A 15,840-nucleotide genomic window follows, 5' to 3' on the forward strand; every position below is an offset into this window, starting at 1 on the left:
CTTATTTAATAATATTGATTGTATCCAAAAGAAAATTAACCCTATATTTAGCATCGCTCGGTTGATCTTCGCCGATGAAAATCGTTTGCTCGATACGAGCGCCTCTTGCGGCAATCATATCGCTTGGTTTATCGCCGATCATCCAAGAACGCTTCACGTCGATGTCAAACGCTTGGATCGCCTCTTCAAACATTTGGCTTCGAGGCTTACGACACGAACAACCAAGTTCCGGTGCGTGCGGACAATGATACACCGCGTCGATGGTGACGTTTACATGTAAAAACGCTTGACACATCCACGACGTTAAAACGTGAAAATCTTCTTCACGGTAATACCCGCGTCCGATACCCGATTGATTCGTGACAATAATCAGCAAATACCCTAAATCTTGAAACGTACGCAAGGTTTCGAAAACACCCTCGCAAAACTCGAAATCTTCGATCCGATAGACATAACCCTTATCTTTGTTAATCACGCCGTCGCGATCCAAAAACACCGCTTTATTCATCTATTTTTCCAACTCTTGCGTAATGTCGCTGAGCAAATTGGTGTACTCCAAATAATCAAATTCTTTTTGCTGTGCGAGCAAAGACTCTTTCGCCCGTTTAAAAAACACGCGCGCTTCGTCGCGATTTTTCATATCGTACGCTAAAAATTTTCCCATATAATAATTGGCGAACAGATGATCGGGCTCTGCGTTTAAAACTTTTTGAACGGCTTCAAGCGCACTGTAAATTTGCGTATTTTTTTGCAAGGCAAGGGCGAGTTTAAGCCGAATCATATGTTGCATGCCGTCCACCGCCAAACTTTTTTTATACATCAACGCCGCTTCGCTGAAAATACCCATTTCAAAATACCCGTCACCTAGCTCGTTCCAAATACGTTTATCGTTACTTTTTGCCGCTTGCTGTTTGAGATTGGTCACTTTAAGCGCAAAAGGTAAAACCGTTGCGATTTGGCTGTTTTCCACATGATGAGGATCGATCGTATAGGCATCGACGAGCAGTTCGAAACCGCGCGCGATTTGCCCGCGCTTGAGGTAAATATTGGCAAGTTGAAGCATGCAAACCGTATTAGAAGGCTCTTCGATTAAGATTTTTTCTATCTTCGCTTTAGCACTTTGAGAGTCGATTCGCTCCGTTTCGCATACGCTATACGTTTGAGCGTACGCCAAAGAGAAATACCACGCGATTACACCCAAAATTCGCCACATTTCGACCTACCGTCCTTAGATTTTAAGGTAAATTATACCCAAACTTTGACCTAAACCCTCTTTGCTTTTTTGAGAAATGTCACATCGGCTAAGCAAGGATAAAGTCTCCTGCGTTATAATTTTGCCACACACAACATTCAAGGGGCTTTCAATGAAAAAACTTTCTTTATTCTTGGCGATTGCAGCTTGTTCAACGCTTATGGCGGCGGACGGCGAAGCGATCTACAAATCAAAATGCTTTTCTTGCCACGGCGACAAAGCTTCCAAAGCGGCTTTAAACAAGTCTCAAATTATTGCAGGCTGGGATGCCGCAAAAATCATCGCTTCCGTTAACGGATACAAAAACGGCGAAGGCGGACCGATGAAAGGCGTTATGAAACCGATCGCGTCAGGCTTAAACGACGAAGATCTTAAAGCGGTAGCTGCGACCATCGCTTCTTATAAATAAGCGATATACGGCTACGGGGCATCGCGCTTTTGTAGCCGTATCGACGTTCTTTGTTCAATCCGGCGGGGCGTATCCCGTCTCTTTTTTACGTTTTTCTTCCAAAAGTTCTTTGCGTTTTTTCTCCATCATCACCGCATCGTTCAATGCCTCTTGGCTGTCAAACTGCGCACCGTCGATAAATTTGGTTTGATCGTCGAACTGTCCGCTTCGAATGCCCCATATCAACGCCCATAAACCGAATGCTCCCAAAAGCGTCGAAGCACCGAGCATCATCGCAATAACCCAACCGTCCATTACTCTTTCCTTTTCAATACCGTTTTAATACGCATCGCATTTCCCACCACGACCAGCGAACTCAAAGACATCGACAATGCCGCAAACAGAGGGATAATATAACCGCTCATCGCCAAAGGCACGGTCAAAACGTTGTAAAGCAACGAAAACGCCAAATTTTCTTTGACGATCCGCAACGTTTTACGCGCAATCACAAATGCCTCGTACAAACCGCGCATATCGCCTTGCGTCAAAACAACGTCGCTTACTTCGACCGCCACGTCCGCACCGCTTCCCATCGCAATGGCGATCTCGCTACTCGAAAGGGCTAACGTATCGTTGATACCGTCTCCCACCATGACGACCTTGTGCCCTTTTTGGCGCAACGCATCGATGTATTCGGCTTTTTCGTGCGGTAAGAGAGCGGACGCGTACGTTTCGATTCCCGCTTCTTTTGCGATACTTTCGGTAACATGGGCATGATCGCCGCTTAAAAGTACCAAGGAAAGCCCTAACGCTTGGAGCTTTTCAAGGCTCTCTTTTGCATCGCTTTTGAGCGTATCTTTGAGCCCGAACATCGCAACGATCCGCCCGTCGACCGCAAAAAAATAATGCGTCAGGTTTTCCAACGTTTGAGGAATGCGAACCTCAATTCCCTCTTCGTGCATCAAACGGACATTGCCGCCTACGATACGCTTGGTCTCGCAAAGGGCTTTAACGCCTTTGGCTTCGATCGCTTTGATCTGCTCTAAAGGGTGTGAGGGCATCTTGGGAAATCGCGCTTTTAAATACGCTCCGACACCTTGGCTGATCGGATGCGAAGAGCTACATGTCAGGGCATACGCTAAAGACGCAAACGATTCGTCTTCAAAGATTGCCTCGATCACTTCGGGCTTTGCGTTGGTAATCGTGCCCGTTTTATCCAGCACTAACGTATCGCATTGTGCCATACTTTCCAAAAATCCTGCCTCTTTAAACAAAATGCCTCTTCGTGCCGCCAAAGAGATGCCGACCAACGTCGCAATCGGCGTCGCCAAAGACAAAGCGCACGGGCAGGCGATGACGATGACGGAGATCGAAACGATCAACGCGGTCTCAAACGAAGCACTTTGGTAAAACCAAAAACAAAACGTCAGAAGTGCCAACGTTAAAATCGTACGCGAAAAATAGCCCGAAATACGATTTGCCAGCTTCTCGATCTGCGGTTTTTTACTCATCGCGTCTTCCAGTAAGGAGACGATTTTCGAGAGCATCGAAGAGGCAAAGGTCGACGTCGCTTTGTAACGAATCACGCTATCCAAACAAATGGAACCGCTCAAAATTTTATCGCCTTGTTTGAGTAAAACGGGAAGCGATTCGCCGTTAATGCGCGAAAAGTCAAAGGAGCCTTCTCCTTCGCAAACGATGCCGTCGATCACGATTTTATCGCCGGCGCGTACCTCAAGGATTTCGCCCGCTTCAATCGATTCGACATCGGTTAAAATTTTTTCTTCGCCTTTCACCAATACGACTTCCGTGGGCATTGCGCTACCGAACGCATCCATCGTATCGACGGCTTTTTTCTTGGTTAAAACTTCTAAATATTTCCCCGCAAAAACAAACGTGATAATCATCGTAACCGAGTCGAAATAGACTTCGGCGTTTTGGGAAAACATCGCATACAATGAGAAAAGATAGGTTAAAGAAGCTCCCGTAGCAACCAAAAAATCCATCGTGATCTGTCGGTGTTTCAAGCCGTAATACGCCCCTTTAAAATAGACCGATCCCGTATAAAAAAGCGTCGGACTGGCTAAAACGAACTCCGCAAAATTCAAAATATTTTTATGGTATTTTTCCATACCGCTAAAATACCCCGCGTATTGCGCCACGGCGATCCACATCACGTTCATCGTCGCAAAAATGCCGACTAAGAGCTTCGTATAATATTCTCTACGCTGAGCGATGCTGCGTTCTTCCCCGCTTTTAGGATCGTAAGGATACGCGTTATAACCGATACTCCGAATCGTCTCGATAATCTCGGACAATTTGATAACGCTTGCGTCCCAAACGATTTTGGCTTTATGATTCGTATAATTAATGCTTGCTTCGACGATGCCCTCTTTTTTGGAGAGCACTTTTTCGTTGAGCCACACGCAAGCACTGCAATGAATCCCCTCGATAATGAGCGAAATTTCGTTAAAGCCTTCTTTATTTTCTTTCACGTACTTGGAAACGAATCCGTCCAAATCGAACCTCGCAACGTCGTCGTGAAGCACCTTAGGCGGCTCCAGCGTCGTTTCGCCGATCTTGCCGTAAAACGTTTGTAATCCTTCGTCTTGAAGCAGATGAAAAACGCCTTGGCAGCCTTTGCAACAAAAGTATTTGGACGGAGTAAAGCTCTTATCTTCAAATAACGCCGAAGCGTCGTACTCTAATCGGCAGTGATCGCAACGTTGTTTAGCCATAGTAATCTTTCGCGTAAAGTTTGAGCTCAGATTATAGCGTGACTTTTGTGTGATGAACCTGATAGTGCGTTTCAATCGTGCGTTGATAAGAGCTCTTCTTTATTTTTTTTTCAAACCCTTTGTGCTAAAGTGCCTTCCTTGCATTCTCGCGGGCTCATATCGGTATTTAGGGATTGGATTGAAACGCTCATATAAACTTTTTTTAAAGACGGGATTGCTTCTTGCGAGCCTGATGCTCCCGATCGGCATTGCCGTACATTATGATTACGATACGCTCGCTTACGCCCTTCTTGCGCTACTGGGTATTTTAAACTTTTGGGGCGTTTACAGGGTCTTACAATCCAACGATAAACTCAAAGACGAATTACGCAAAAATCTCTATATCGACCTCAACACGCGCCTTCCCAATCGACTCAAACTCCTTCAAGAAAAGAAAAAACTCGACCCGTCCATCGATTCGACGCTGATGATTATTAACATCGACTCGTTTCAAAATACCAATAACTTTTACGGTCATCGCTTCGGCGACCAATTTCTCAAAGTCATCGGCGAATGGCTACAAGGCAATCTCCCGCCCGTAGAATCTTCGCTTTACAAGTTTGAAGCCGATATTTACGCCATTTTGATCAAAGTACCTTTTAGCGAATTTAACCTTCAAAAGTACCTGAAAAAACTTTCGACGAAAATTACGAAAGATCGCATCATGTGCGAAGAGGTTGAAGTCGACACGACGCTTTCGATCGGCGCGTACCAAGGTAAGAAAAACCTCTTGAAACTTGCCTCTATTGCCTGCAAAGAGGCAAAGAATAAACGCCTAGCGTATATGATTTACGATAAAAGCAGCCATAAAGAAGCAGAGTACCATCACAATATGATGATGAACCACACCCTTAAAGAAGCCCTTGCCAAAGACCGCGTCGTTCCTTTTTTCCAACCGATACTCAACGTTAGCACGTATGAGATCGAAAAATACGAAACCTTGATGCGTATTCAAAAAGAAAACGAAGGGTATTACGTTCCTAGCGAGTTTTTAGACGTTGCCAAACATTCGAAAATCTACTCCAAACTCTCTATGTCGTTGATCCAAAAAGCGTTTGAGACCTTCCAAATCTCATCGAGCAGCTTTTCGATCAACCTCTCGTACTTGGATATGACCAATCTGGTAACGACGACGTTTATTATGGAAAAACTCGAAGAGTTTAACGTCGGACCTTGGGTTATCTTTGAGATTTTGGAAAGCGACAGTATCGACAACTACGAAGCCGTATTGCATTTTATTTCGCAAGTCAAATCCTACGGCGCGAAAATCGCCATCGACGACTTTGGGGCGGGATATTCCAATTTTGAGCGTTTAAGCGAGTTGCATGCCGATTTTATCAAAATCGACGGAAGTTTGATTAAAAATATCCATCGCAACGACGAAATGAAGATTATCGCCAAAACCGTCGTCAATTTTGCCAAAGAACTCGGCATCAAAACCATTGCCGAATACGTGCATTCCAAAGAAGTGCTCGAATGCGTGAAAGAGATCGGCGTGGACTACGCGCAGGGCTTTTACATCGGCAAACCCGACGCCGCCTTCAAATCTTCGAGCAGCTTTTTTGACGAACAAACAAACACAGGTAAAGTCCACATCCTATAAAAACGGCACCTCCTAGATGGTACCATTCCAAGCGTTCGCCTAAAAACAGATATGCCAAAGCACTTCCGAAAAGCGGCATCAAATGGGTAAACTGTCCGGTTTTATCCGCTCCGATACGCGCAATTCCCAAATGCCATAAATAATACGAAACGATCGACGTCAAAAGGCTCACGTAAGCGATGGCCCAATAGTAGTGTTTGAGCACGAAATATTCGCGTTCCAACGTATAGCCTTGCGCCAAATAAAAAGGTAGCAACATGATGACGCCCAAGAAAACCGTCGTCATAAAAAACTCGAAACTGCTCAAAGACTTCGGACGAAATTTAACCAAAACACTGTAAGCGGCCCAGCATAAAGAAGAGGCGATCACCCAAAAATCGCCTTGATTGAACTGAAGCGAACCTAAAACGCGCCAATCGCCTTTGAGGACCAAAAACGCGACGCCCGCCGTTGAGAGCACGATGCCGAACACCTGAATCGCGCGGATGGGCAAACCTAAAAAGGCGAAAGAGAAAAAAACGATCAATAACGGAATGCTCGAATTAATCAACAGCGCGTTAATCGCAGCGGTGTAATGTAACCCGACGTACAAAAGCGTATTGAACCCCGCAATCCCGAGCATCGCCAAAAGTGCCAACACGAAAAAATGCTCTTTAAGCGCGCGTGCAATGTTTCGTACATGTAAGCATAAAAACGGCAAGCCCACGATCAAAACGCCAAACCACCTGAAAAACGCCAACTCCAACGGCTCGATCGCATCGGAGACGAAGCGTCCCAAAACAAAATTTCCCGACCACAGTAGCACGCATAAAACCAACAACGCATAGATTCGCATCACCGTCCTTTATGATGGCATTATGGCAAAACGACACGCACTTTTTTCGGATACTTCCCACTTTTTTGCGGTATGCGTTTTGCAAAAATACTCTTCAAAAGCAGCATTATAACAAGTAGCTTATTTCTTTAGCGTTAACCTCTTTAATTAAGAGTTTATTTATCCGAGTTGGTTATAATGGAAGCACGAATACATCTTTTTTAAAGGAACACTCTATGGCAACTACCAAACTCAAAGGCAATCTTGTAAACTTAGCGGGAACCGAATTAAACGTCGGCGATAAAGCACCTTGTATCAGCGTCGTCGCGAAAGATTTGAGCGAAATTACGATCGGCGGAGCAAGCGATAAAACGCAAGTGATCGTCATCGTCCCTTCATTAGACACACCCGTATGTGCGCAAGAGACTCGTATGTTCAATACCAAAGCCGCCGGTATCGACAACGCAACCGTTACCGTCGTTTCGATGGACTTACCGTTTGCGATGGGTCGCTTTTGTACCACGGAGGGTATCGCAAACCTTCAAGTCGGTAGCGATTTTAGAGACAAAGCCGCCGCAAACGCTTACGGCGTTTTGATTGCCGATGGTCCGCTTAAAGGTTTGAGTGCCCGTGCAATTTTCATCGTCGATAAACACGGCGTGATCGTTTACAAAGAACTTTGCCCCGAAATCACCGAAGAGCCGAATTACGAAGCGGCGTTAGAAGCCCTCAAAACGGTTGCGGCGGCAAAAAGCGGTTGCGGTTGCAGTTGCGGACACTAATGGCTGAGTAACGCTTTTTCTTGTGCGCCGTCAAGCCACAAGAGAAGCTCCGCCGTTTGCTCCAACGTTTGCATCGGAATCACGATTTGAGGCAACGCGGCAAACGCTGCCAATAAGGTCTCGTTTTGCAAAAAAGCGACGTTGTAAAGCGTCGCTTTTTTTAAAATCACTTCTACTTGAGCACGCCTAGCATGCTCCGCATTTGTCGGTTGCAATGCCCGATACGCACTTAAACCTTTCGTATTCATAAACACATCACTCCCGCAAAACGTCCCGTTTGCTTTTCCCGACGGTACGAAAAATAATTCCTATTGCAACAACTGCACTCCGCCGATATTTCGATCTTACATGTTAAAATTCCCAAAGTGCTCAAAGCCTCTTGTAAAGCGTGCTGCAAATCCAAGAAGTAGCGTCCTTTTTGTACGTAAAGATAGCGTTCAAAGCCGTGCGTTACCTCAGGTCCGACTTCGTAACAACACGCGTGAATCGAAGGTCCGAGTCTTACATGTAAGTCTTCCGGTTTCGTGCCGTATGCCTTTTGCATCGCTAAAGCGCACGCTTGCACCACGCCTAAACGCACACCTTCGCGCCCCGCATGAGCGACTCCGATACTTTGGGTTACCGCATCGTACAAGAGCACGGGAATACAATCGGCAACCATCACGCACAATCCGATCCCTTTTCGGTTCGTGATCATTGCGTCGCAAACGGGTGTTTCCAAACCTGTTTCGATACGCTCGACGCTGTTTTGATGAACCTGTTCCATAAACACCAACGTTTCCGCACCGATTTTTTCGCGTAAACGTTCACGATTGAGCGCAACGTTTTCGGGTCGGTCGCCGACATGATACGCGACGTTAAGGCTCTCAAAGGGAAAAGGACTTACGCCGCCGAAGCGATCGGTAAACATAAAACGCATTAGTACAATGCCATAATGCGATCCACGCTTTTCCAATCCAACGCTTTTTCGCGGTGGAACAGATGATAGACGTAACGTGCGAACATGTCGGTTTCGATATTGACGCGACGCCCGACGCGGTAAGAGCGGATCAAAGTATTTTCAAGCGTATGCGGAATAATCGTCAAACGAAACGCATGCAAAAACACTTCGTTGACCGTTAAACTCACGCCGTCGATGGCAATACTCCCCTTGGGCACGACAAACTTCATCAACGCTTCGGGAAGCCCGATTTGAATATCCAAACCGTTTTCTTGCAAACTGAGCGATTCGATAACGCCGATACCGTCGATATGCCCTTGCACCATATGACCGTCTAGCCGTTCGTCCAAGCGCATCGCCGGTTCGATATGCACGCTTCCCTCATAATTTTCCATCGCCAAAGTGTGACGGCTCTCCAACGAAAGTTCGACGCTAAAACCGTCTTCAAATAAAGCGATAACCGTCAAACATGCTCCGTTGATAGCGATGCTATCGCCGATCTTCGGACGATAACGCGCCCTCAGACGTAAAACATTGGTATGATAACTCAGCACTTCGGCACATTCGCGAATCAATCCCGTAAACATAACTCCGACCTTCTTCCTCGTCATAGACTTCTTTCATACGTGAATTATAACCATTTTTTAGTGGATCGCCGATGAGGCTCACAATGTTAAAGTTCCCTCTTACGTATAAAGAATTTTAAAGAAAACTTGACTACAATTAAACCATATGGCATTAAGGAGTCTTGCATGTATTCTGCTCTATCGATTTCCAACAAAATCCATCTTCCGCTGATCTCTTCGATCATCGTGGGTATGGTGATTATTTTAGCGTCTACGTATTTGAGCGTTCGTACGATCGAAAAAGACGTTTATACCAAAGAGCAATCAACGCTTCGCGTCTACGTCGAAAACCAACTCGATGCCAAATACGACGTTGCCTTAACCAATGCGATTACCGTCGCGTCGAACTATTACGTCATCGAAGCCTTGCTTCGCAACGATCGCGCGCTTGCGCTCGAAGGGCTTAAAACGCTCTCTCAAACCTATAAAGAGTTTACCGACTTTAAAAACGTTCAAATTCACATTCATACCAAAGATATTAAAAGTTTCTTACGCGCATGGATGCCTGAAAAATTCGGCGACGATCTTGCGTCGTTTCGCCATACGATTAAAAAAGTCAAAGAGAGCAAGCAACCGCTTTATGCCATCGAAATGGGCGTTGCTGGCATGTCGCTTCGAGGTTTGGCACCCGTTCTCAAAGACAAAGAGTATTTAGGTTCGGTCGAGTTTATCCAATCGTTCGAATCGGTCGTCACCGGTGCTAAAAAAGATTTGGGTGCTAGCGTTATCTTTTTGACCGATAAAAAACAACTCGATCTTAGCGCTTCGGCAAAAGACGCGCTCTTAGCCCGCGATACCGCCTTGTCGCAAAAAAAAGAAAATACCGATATGAAGCTTTTCGAAGAGATTAAAAACCTCGATTTAAGCGCACAAGGAAGCCGCTTTATGACGCCGACGTATTTCGTCGTTCGCCAAGAGCTCAAAGGCTTTGACGGCAATCGTTGCGGCGAAGTGTTGATGGCGGTACCCAAATCCGTCGTCGATCAAACGGTCAACGAAGCGCAAAGCGGTATGTTACGCCAAATCGTCATTATGGCACTCATCGATATTTTGGTAATCGTCGCGCTGATTCTCGTGCTTCGAAAAGCCGTTAGCCGACCGCTTGAGGAGTTGAAAGACAAAGCCGCCAGTCTGGCAAGCGGTGATGGCGATTTAACGAAAAAAATCGATATTAAAAGCGGCGACGAAATCGGACAAACCTCTTTGGAATTCAACCGTTTTATCGAAAAAGTCCGCCAAACCGTTGCGCACGCCAAAGAATCCAGCGTTCAAAACGCTTCGGTTGCAACCCAATTAAGCTCTACCGCGATCGAAGTCGGTAAACGCGTCAAAAGCACCTCCGAAATCGCCCAAACGACTAACGCGATGTCGCAAGCGATCAAAAACGAGCTGCAAAATTCTCTCCAAAAAGCCGAGCAGTCCAAAAAAGAGATCGAAAATGCGCATACGACGCTTGGCAATGCTAAAAACGAAATTTTGAAAATGGCGGCGCAAGTCGAAGACTCGGCGCAAACCGAAGTCGAACTCGCCCGACAAATCGCACAACTCAGCTCCGATGCGGATCAAGTGAAAAACGTCTTAACGGTCATCTCCGACATTGCCGATCAAACCAATCTTTTAGCACTGAACGCCGCCATCGAAGCCGCACGTGCGGGCGAGCACGGACGAGGTTTTGCGGTCGTTGCCGATGAAGTGCGAAAACTCGCCGAACGTACGCAAAAAAGCCTTTTGGAGATCAATGCGACCATTAACGTGATCGTTCAAGCGATTAACGATGCCAGCGATCACATGAACACCAATTCCAAAAGTATGGAAAAATTGACGCAAATCGCACACGACGTTGAAAACAACATCGGACAAACCGCCCGTATCATGGACGACGCCACCGCCTCCAACGAACAAACGCTCCACGATTACGCCAAAACCGCCGAACGTATCGACGGTATTGCCCAAAAGATCGAAGAGATGAACGCGTATAGCGTCAGTAACGCCAAAAGCATGGAAGAGATGGAAAGCGCAACGCGCCACTTAAGCACGCTTACCGAGGAGCTCAACCACGTTTTAACCGACTTTAGAACGTAAAACGCGCACGAAAGGCAAGAGCCTCGGCTCTTGCTTCCTCAGGCGTAACACTTTGAAACCGTATGCTTCCCCCGGCGTTTAATTGCGCGAGTTTAAAGCAATCCACCGCAATGACCGAGCCGATTTTCGGGTATCCTCCGATCGTTTGTCGCTCTTTTAAAAGAACAATCGGTTCGCCGTGGCTGGGAATCTGAATCGCCCCGTAACAAATCGGTTCCGACAAAATGCCCGTAACGCTCGGTACGATTTTTTCTCCGCACAAACGATACCCCATACGATCGCCCTCGCCTTTGTAACGATACGTCGTCGTAAAAAACGTCTCGTGCGCCCGTGCATCGAACAATGCTTCTTGGTATCCTTTCACGACGCGCAAAACCGCCTTATCGGAGTACGAAGGTATAAGAACGCTCGGAAGACGGCGTTTTAAAGGCAAGCACTTACCTTGCGTCGGCAAAAAATCCCCTTCGATCAGTTTTCTTCCGTCAATGCCCCCAAGCCCTTCTTTGACGCTCGTGGAAAAACTTCCGTACGCAAAAGGCGTTTTAAAACCTCCCGCGACGCTTAAATACGCAAACTGTCCTTTTGAGGCAAATCCGAAGCGTATGACGTCGTCTTTTTCGAGACGGTGCGTTTGCCACATGCCGATCGGTTCGCTATTCAGCGTCGGATGCATATCCGCTCCCGTAATCGCAACGGTTTGCTTACATGTCGAAACCAAAGCAAGCCCGCCCAAGGCAATCTCTACGACCGGCGTATTAAACGCGTTTCCGGCAAGCTTATTGGCATACCCAAACGCCGTTTCGTCCATCGCCCCGCTTTGCGTCAACCCGATATCGCAAAATCCTATACGTCCGCTATCTTGAATCGTGCTTTGTACGCCGCCTTTGAGCACCGTAAAACCCACATGTTTTTGACTCATAGTTCACCGCCTAGCGCTAAAAAACGCTCTTGGCTAATCGCGTCAAAACGCACTGAGTCTCCTACATGTACAAACGAAAGTCCTGGATACGATGCATCGAACATCGCAATCGGCGTACGTCCTAAAATTTTCCATCCTCCGGGACTTTTCGCGGGATACACGGCACTTTGGCGATCCGCAATCGCAACGCTTCCTTTAGGAACGGCTTTTCTAGGATTGGCAAGGCGTGCCGTTTCCAAGCGTTCGTCGGTTTGTCCCAAATAGGCAAATCCGGGTGCAAAACCGATGGCATAAACTCGGTACGTCGTTTGCGTATGCAACGCAACGATCGCTTCGATCGACATCCGTTTTTCCAAAGCAAGAGCCTCCAAATCCCAACCGACTTCTTGCGCGTAGTAAACGGGAATCGTCACGACCTTTTGCTCGCGTGCATCGATGTGCGGCGCATCTTCGAGAAGCGATTGAATCAGCCGACATGTCGTTTGAAAATCGTACCGTACCGAATTAAAACCGACCATCAACGAAGCATACGAAGGAACAATTTCCACAAACGCCGGATGCGCGCTTCGTTTCAACGCCGCATACGCTTGATACACTTTGTCGGAAACAGCAGCATCGATCGTATGACCGAAATAAAGAATTACGCTCGACTCCGAAGCAATACGATACTCGACGTTCACATGCATTTCCTCAAAGTTTCGACCATCGCTACCGCTTCGGCATTATCGCCGTGTACGCATAAGGTATCGGCACGAAGTGCAATCTTTTTACCCGAAATCGTCTCTAAAACGCCCTCGTTTTGTAACAGTTTCAACCGAGCCACGACCGCATCGACGTCGTGTAACACGGAACCGGCTTGATGGCGCGGCACCAAATAGCCCTCATCGTCATACGCTCGATCCGCGAAGACTTCGTATAACAACGCGATACCTTCTTGCGCGGCGGCTTCTTCATGCGCCTTCATATCCATCATCGACAGTACCATGACTTTCAAATCGATATCGATACGTTTGATAGCGGAGAGCACGGCTTTAAAGATGCGCACGTCTTTCATCATATCGTTATAGAGCCCTCCGTGCGGCTTAACGTATTCGAGTTTTGCCCCGTTGGCTTTGACAAATCCCCACAAAGCACCGATTTGGTAAATAACCATCGCTTCGACTTCTTCCAACGAACACGCCATACTACGCCTACCGAATCCCGCTAAATCCGGATACGCCGGATGCGCTCCGATACGCACGCCGTGTTTTAATGCCAGTTTAATCGACTTATCCATAATCACGGGATCGCCCGCATGAAAACCGCACGCGAAATTTGCCATATCCACATACGGCATTATCAACGCGTCCAAGCCCATTTTCCAAGAGCCGAAACTCTCTCCGGCGTCGCAATTTAGTTTAAGACTCATTTTTCGATCCTTTCACTTTTCTAGACGTATTGTAGCAACTTTCCCGTCGCTTCTACGCTTAAGATACAGCCAAATCATAGTATAATAGAATTTTTCCCATGCATTTTTCCTTTTGAGAAAAAAAGTGATTCAAAAATTTATCTTTTAGGTACTGTGATTATGAAATACGACGTGATTGTAATCGGAGGCGGACATGCGGGTATTGAAGCATCCTTGGCCTCCGCTAGGCTTGGACATAAAACCCTTCTGATCTCTATTTTAGCCGAACAAATCGGCGCGGCAAGTTGTAATCCCGCCATCGGAGGACTCGCCAAAGGACATTTGGTCAAAGAAATCGACGCTTTAGGCGGTCAAATGGCACTTGCCACCGATGCTTGCGGCATTCAATTTCGCATCTTAAACCTCTCCAAAGGCCCTGCCGTTCGCGGAAGCCGTGCGCAAATCGATATGGATCGTTACCGCATCTACATGCGTACGACGCTTTTAAATACCGAAAATTTAAGTATCGCCCAAGAAACCGCCGAAGAGATCGTCTGTGAAGAGGGTTGTGTCAAGGGCGTCATTACCTCGCTCGGCAACCGTTACCATGCCTCAAAAGTTATTGTGACGACCGGAACGTTTTTACGAGGACTGATTCATATCGGCGAATACCGACACGAATCCGGACGCGTAGGTGAATTTCCTTCCCTCAAACTCTCTTCTTCCATTAAAGCCTTAGGCATTACGATGGGACGGCTAAAAACCGGAACCTGTGCGAGAATCGACGCTAAAACGATTGATTTTTCCAAAATGGAACTCCAGCCCGGAGACGAACATCCGATTCCTTTTAGTTTTCGTACCGACCGCACCGATTTTCATCCGCACCAACTGCCTTGCTATATCGCCTATACCAATGAAGAGACGCACACGATCATCGAAAGTAATTTTCACAGAGCGCCTTTGTTTACGGGGCAGATCAACGGCATTGGACCTCGATATTGTCCCAGTATCGAAGATAAGATCAACCGCTTTCGAGACAAAGAACGCCATCATCTCTTTATCGAACCGCAAACGCGCGAAGCGACCGAATACTACATTAACGGTTTTAGCACCTCGTTACCGACCGATACGCAACTTGCCATGATTCATTCGGTAGAAGGAATGGAAAATGCAAAGATTGTTCGCTTCGGGTACGCTATCGAATACGATTACGTCGATCCGACGGAACTCAAACATACGTTGGAAACCAAAAAAGTTTCCGGACTCTATTGCGCGGGGCAGATCAACGGAACGACCGGCTACGAAGAAGCGGCGGCACAAGGATTGATGGCGGGTATTAACGCCTCGTTGCAACTTCAAGGCAAAGAACCGCTGGTTTTACGCCGCGATGAAGCGTATATCGGCGTTTTAATCGACGATTTGGTCACCAAAGGTACGAAAGAGCCTTATCGTATGTTCACGAGCCGCGCGGAATATCGCTTGCTTTTACGCGAAGACAATGCGGATTTAAGGCTCACGCCTTACGGCTATAAAATCGGCTTGATCGACGAGCAAACGCATGCGCGCGTCGTTAAAAAGCATCAAGCATTATGCGAAGGCTTGGCGTATTTGGAAGAGACGACGCTTACGCCGTCCAACGAGAACAATGCTTTTGTGGCTTCTATCGGAGAAGATAAAATTACCGATAAGGTCTCCTTGCAAAAAATCGTCGCGCGTTCGGATTTTAGTATCGAGAAACTCGAAAAACTAGCCCCTTGCATCGCGGCGTTTAGCGAAGAGGCGAAAGAGCAAATTTTGGTCGAAGCCAAATACAAAAATTATATCGAAAAGCAAAAAGAACAAATCGACGTTATGAAAGCGATGATTAACGTTGCCATTCCCGCCGAAATGGATTTCGCGTCTATTTCGGGTCTGAGCAACGAAGTGGTCGAAAAGCTCAAACGCTTTAACCCGCCGACGTTGTTTGCGGCAAGCGAGATTAGCGGTATTACGCCGGCCGCTTTAGACATTTTACATGTATATATAAAACTTTTGAATAAAAAAAATAAATCTTGACGTAAAATTGACGTAAATTCGTATAATTGACGTGTGTCATAGTTTCTTAATAAATGATAAGATAAAATAGTCACAAATTAAACTACAAGAAAGGAAAACAGGATGGCTGTTGAAGAGAGCAGACGAGACTTTATCGGCATGGCATTCGGCGGTTTTGCAGCGGCAGGGGGCATTGTGGCTCTGGGCGCTATGAAGAAGACTTGGGATCCGCTTCC

At 46.7% G+C, this 15,840-nt stretch carries 17 protein-coding genes; 6 read left to right on the top strand and 11 right to left on the bottom strand.

Annotated elements, in window-relative coordinates:
- Position 1 precedes the first annotated feature (1 nt).
- Entirely contained in the window at positions 2 to 508 is a 507-nt protein-coding gene (gene gmhB, locus OA34_RS08285) for a D-glycero-beta-D-manno-heptose 1,7-bisphosphate 7-phosphatase (RefSeq protein ID WP_039674267.1), read from the bottom strand.
- Positions 509 to 1,213: a tetratricopeptide repeat protein gene (locus tag OA34_RS08290; RefSeq protein WP_039674269.1), complete on the bottom strand. Its 705-nt coding sequence runs from the start codon at positions 1,211 to 1,213 to the stop codon at positions 509 to 511. It lies immediately after the preceding gene.
- A gap of 151 nt (positions 1,214 to 1,364) precedes the next feature.
- Between OA34_RS08290 and OA34_RS08295 the strand changes: the two genes are divergently transcribed.
- On the top strand, positions 1,365 to 1,661 hold the full coding sequence (locus tag OA34_RS08295; RefSeq protein WP_039674271.1) for a c-type cytochrome: 297 nt from the start codon (positions 1,365 to 1,367) through the stop codon (positions 1,659 to 1,661).
- Between the two features lie 54 nt (positions 1,662 to 1,715).
- On the opposite strand, the gene ccoS is transcribed toward OA34_RS08295, so the two are convergent.
- Both ccoS and OA34_RS08305 read right to left on the bottom strand, forming a co-directional pair.
- The gene (ccoS, locus tag OA34_RS08300) at positions 1,716 to 1,955 is read right to left on the bottom strand and encodes a cbb3-type cytochrome oxidase assembly protein CcoS (protein WP_039674273.1); all 240 of its coding nucleotides are present in this window, start codon (positions 1,953 to 1,955) and stop codon (positions 1,716 to 1,718) included.
- On the bottom strand, positions 1,955 to 4,378 hold the full coding sequence (locus OA34_RS08305; RefSeq protein WP_039674275.1) for a heavy metal translocating P-type ATPase: 2,424 nt from the start codon (positions 4,376 to 4,378) through the stop codon (positions 1,955 to 1,957). The genes ccoS and OA34_RS08305 overlap by 1 nt, the downstream gene beginning before the upstream one ends.
- A 178-nt stretch (positions 4,379 to 4,556) precedes the next feature.
- Here OA34_RS08305 and OA34_RS08310 point away from each other — a divergent pair, with 178 nt between their 5' ends.
- Positions 4,557 to 6,020 carry an EAL domain-containing protein gene (locus OA34_RS08310; RefSeq protein ID WP_286682934.1) on the top strand — a complete coding sequence of 488 codons (1,464 nt, stop codon included), beginning with the start codon at positions 4,557 to 4,559 and terminating at the stop codon, positions 6,018 to 6,020.
- Here OA34_RS08310 and OA34_RS08315 read toward each other — a convergent pair.
- Complete coding sequence (locus OA34_RS08315) at positions 5,959 to 6,855, bottom strand: DMT family transporter (RefSeq protein WP_039674277.1); 897 nt, start codon at positions 6,853 to 6,855, stop codon at positions 5,959 to 5,961. The genes OA34_RS08310 and OA34_RS08315 overlap by 62 nt on opposite strands.
- A gap of 215 nt (positions 6,856 to 7,070) precedes the next feature.
- Here OA34_RS08315 and tpx point away from each other — a divergent pair, with 215 nt between their 5' ends.
- On the top strand, positions 7,071 to 7,616 hold the full coding sequence (gene tpx, locus OA34_RS08320) for a thiol peroxidase (protein ID WP_039674279.1): 546 nt from the start codon (positions 7,071 to 7,073) through the stop codon (positions 7,614 to 7,616).
- Here the strand turns inward: tpx and OA34_RS08325 are convergent.
- From OA34_RS08325 to OA34_RS08335, 3 genes are read right to left on the bottom strand one after another with little or no spacing between them, the layout of a single operon-like run.
- The gene (locus OA34_RS08325) at positions 7,613 to 7,864 is read right to left on the bottom strand and encodes a hypothetical protein (protein WP_039674281.1); all 252 of its coding nucleotides are present in this window, start codon (positions 7,862 to 7,864) and stop codon (positions 7,613 to 7,615) included. The genes tpx and OA34_RS08325 overlap by 4 nt on opposite strands.
- Complete coding sequence (gene pgeF / locus OA34_RS08330; protein ID WP_286682935.1) at positions 7,861 to 8,535, bottom strand: peptidoglycan editing factor PgeF; 675 nt, start codon at positions 8,533 to 8,535, stop codon at positions 7,861 to 7,863. The genes OA34_RS08325 and pgeF overlap by 4 nt, the downstream gene beginning before the upstream one ends.
- Complete coding sequence (locus OA34_RS08335) at positions 8,535 to 9,143, bottom strand: riboflavin synthase (RefSeq protein ID WP_039674283.1); 609 nt, start codon at positions 9,141 to 9,143, stop codon at positions 8,535 to 8,537. The genes pgeF and OA34_RS08335 overlap by 1 nt, the downstream gene beginning before the upstream one ends.
- Before the next feature lie 165 nt (positions 9,144 to 9,308).
- Between OA34_RS08335 and OA34_RS08340 the strand changes: the two genes are divergently transcribed.
- Complete coding sequence (locus OA34_RS08340) at positions 9,309 to 11,264, top strand: methyl-accepting chemotaxis protein (RefSeq protein WP_039674285.1); 1,956 nt, start codon at positions 9,309 to 9,311, stop codon at positions 11,262 to 11,264.
- Here OA34_RS08340 and OA34_RS08345 read toward each other — a convergent pair.
- The 3 genes from OA34_RS08345 to OA34_RS08355 are packed head-to-tail and all read right to left on the bottom strand — an operon-like array spanning position 11,254 to position 13,591.
- Positions 11,254 to 12,183, bottom strand: coding sequence for a 5-oxoprolinase subunit C family protein (locus tag OA34_RS08345; protein WP_039674287.1), 930 nt, complete (start codon positions 12,181 to 12,183; stop codon positions 11,254 to 11,256). The two genes, OA34_RS08340 and OA34_RS08345, sit on opposite strands and share 11 nt — an antisense overlap.
- The gene (pxpB, locus tag OA34_RS08350; protein ID WP_286682936.1) at positions 12,180 to 12,863 is read right to left on the bottom strand and encodes a 5-oxoprolinase subunit PxpB; all 684 of its coding nucleotides are present in this window, start codon (positions 12,861 to 12,863) and stop codon (positions 12,180 to 12,182) included. Before pxpB ends, OA34_RS08345 begins: the two co-directional genes overlap by 4 nt.
- Positions 12,860 to 13,591, bottom strand: coding sequence for a 5-oxoprolinase subunit PxpA (locus OA34_RS08355; protein ID WP_039674291.1), 732 nt, complete (start codon positions 13,589 to 13,591; stop codon positions 12,860 to 12,862). Before OA34_RS08355 ends, pxpB begins: the two co-directional genes overlap by 4 nt.
- A 159-nt stretch (positions 13,592 to 13,750) precedes the next feature.
- On the opposite strand from OA34_RS08355, the gene mnmG reads away from it, so the two are divergent.
- Positions 13,751 to 15,625, top strand: a complete 1,875-nt coding sequence (gene mnmG, locus OA34_RS08360) for a tRNA uridine-5-carboxymethylaminomethyl(34) synthesis enzyme MnmG (protein ID WP_039674293.1) — start codon at positions 13,751 to 13,753, stop codon at positions 15,623 to 15,625.
- Between the two features lie 102 nt (positions 15,626 to 15,727).
- A partial coding sequence (locus OA34_RS08365; protein WP_039674296.1) for a twin-arginine translocation signal domain-containing protein occupies positions 15,728 to 15,840 on the top strand: 113 nt, incomplete at its 3' end.

The sequence above is a fragment of the Sulfurospirillum sp. MES genome, assembly GCF_000789415.1.
In the GTDB taxonomy this organism is placed as follows: domain Bacteria; phylum Campylobacterota; class Campylobacteria; order Campylobacterales; family Sulfurospirillaceae; genus Sulfurospirillum; species Sulfurospirillum cavolei.

What these genes read in the sequence shown, in the direction of transcription:
- pgeF (WP_286682935.1), bottom strand. Translation starts at nt 8,535, where the DNA reads ATGCGTTTTATGTTTACCGATCGCTTCGGCGGCGTAAGTCCTTTTCCC.
- ccoS (WP_039674273.1), bottom strand. Translation starts at nt 1,955, where the DNA reads ATGGACGGTTGGGTTATTGCGATGATGCTCGGTGCTTCGACGCTTTTG.
- OA34_RS08340 (WP_039674285.1), top strand. Translation starts at nt 9,309, where the DNA reads ATGTATTCTGCTCTATCGATTTCCAACAAAATCCATCTTCCGCTGATC.
- mnmG (WP_039674293.1), top strand. Translation starts at nt 13,751, where the DNA reads ATGAAATACGACGTGATTGTAATCGGAGGCGGACATGCGGGTATTGAA.
- OA34_RS08290 (WP_039674269.1), bottom strand. Translation starts at nt 1,213, where the DNA reads ATGTGGCGAATTTTGGGTGTAATCGCGTGGTATTTCTCTTTGGCGTAC.
- OA34_RS08325 (WP_039674281.1), bottom strand. Translation starts at nt 7,864, where the DNA reads ATGAATACGAAAGGTTTAAGTGCGTATCGGGCATTGCAACCGACAAAT.
- OA34_RS08355 (WP_039674291.1), bottom strand. Translation starts at nt 13,591, where the DNA reads ATGAGTCTTAAACTAAATTGCGACGCCGGAGAGAGTTTCGGCTCTTGG.
- OA34_RS08295 (WP_039674271.1), top strand. Translation starts at nt 1,365, where the DNA reads ATGAAAAAACTTTCTTTATTCTTGGCGATTGCAGCTTGTTCAACGCTT.
- gmhB (WP_039674267.1), bottom strand. Translation starts at nt 508, where the DNA reads ATGAATAAAGCGGTGTTTTTGGATCGCGACGGCGTGATTAACAAAGAT.
- OA34_RS08335 (WP_039674283.1), bottom strand. Translation starts at nt 9,143, where the DNA reads ATGTTTACGGGATTGATTCGCGAATGTGCCGAAGTGCTGAGTTATCAT.
- OA34_RS08345 (WP_039674287.1), bottom strand. Translation starts at nt 12,183, where the DNA reads ATGAGTCAAAAACATGTGGGTTTTACGGTGCTCAAAGGCGGCGTACAA.
- OA34_RS08305 (WP_039674275.1), bottom strand. Translation starts at nt 4,378, where the DNA reads ATGGCTAAACAACGTTGCGATCACTGCCGATTAGAGTACGACGCTTCG.
- tpx (WP_039674279.1), top strand. Translation starts at nt 7,071, where the DNA reads ATGGCAACTACCAAACTCAAAGGCAATCTTGTAAACTTAGCGGGAACC.
- OA34_RS08315 (WP_039674277.1), bottom strand. Translation starts at nt 6,855, where the DNA reads ATGCGAATCTATGCGTTGTTGGTTTTATGCGTGCTACTGTGGTCGGGA.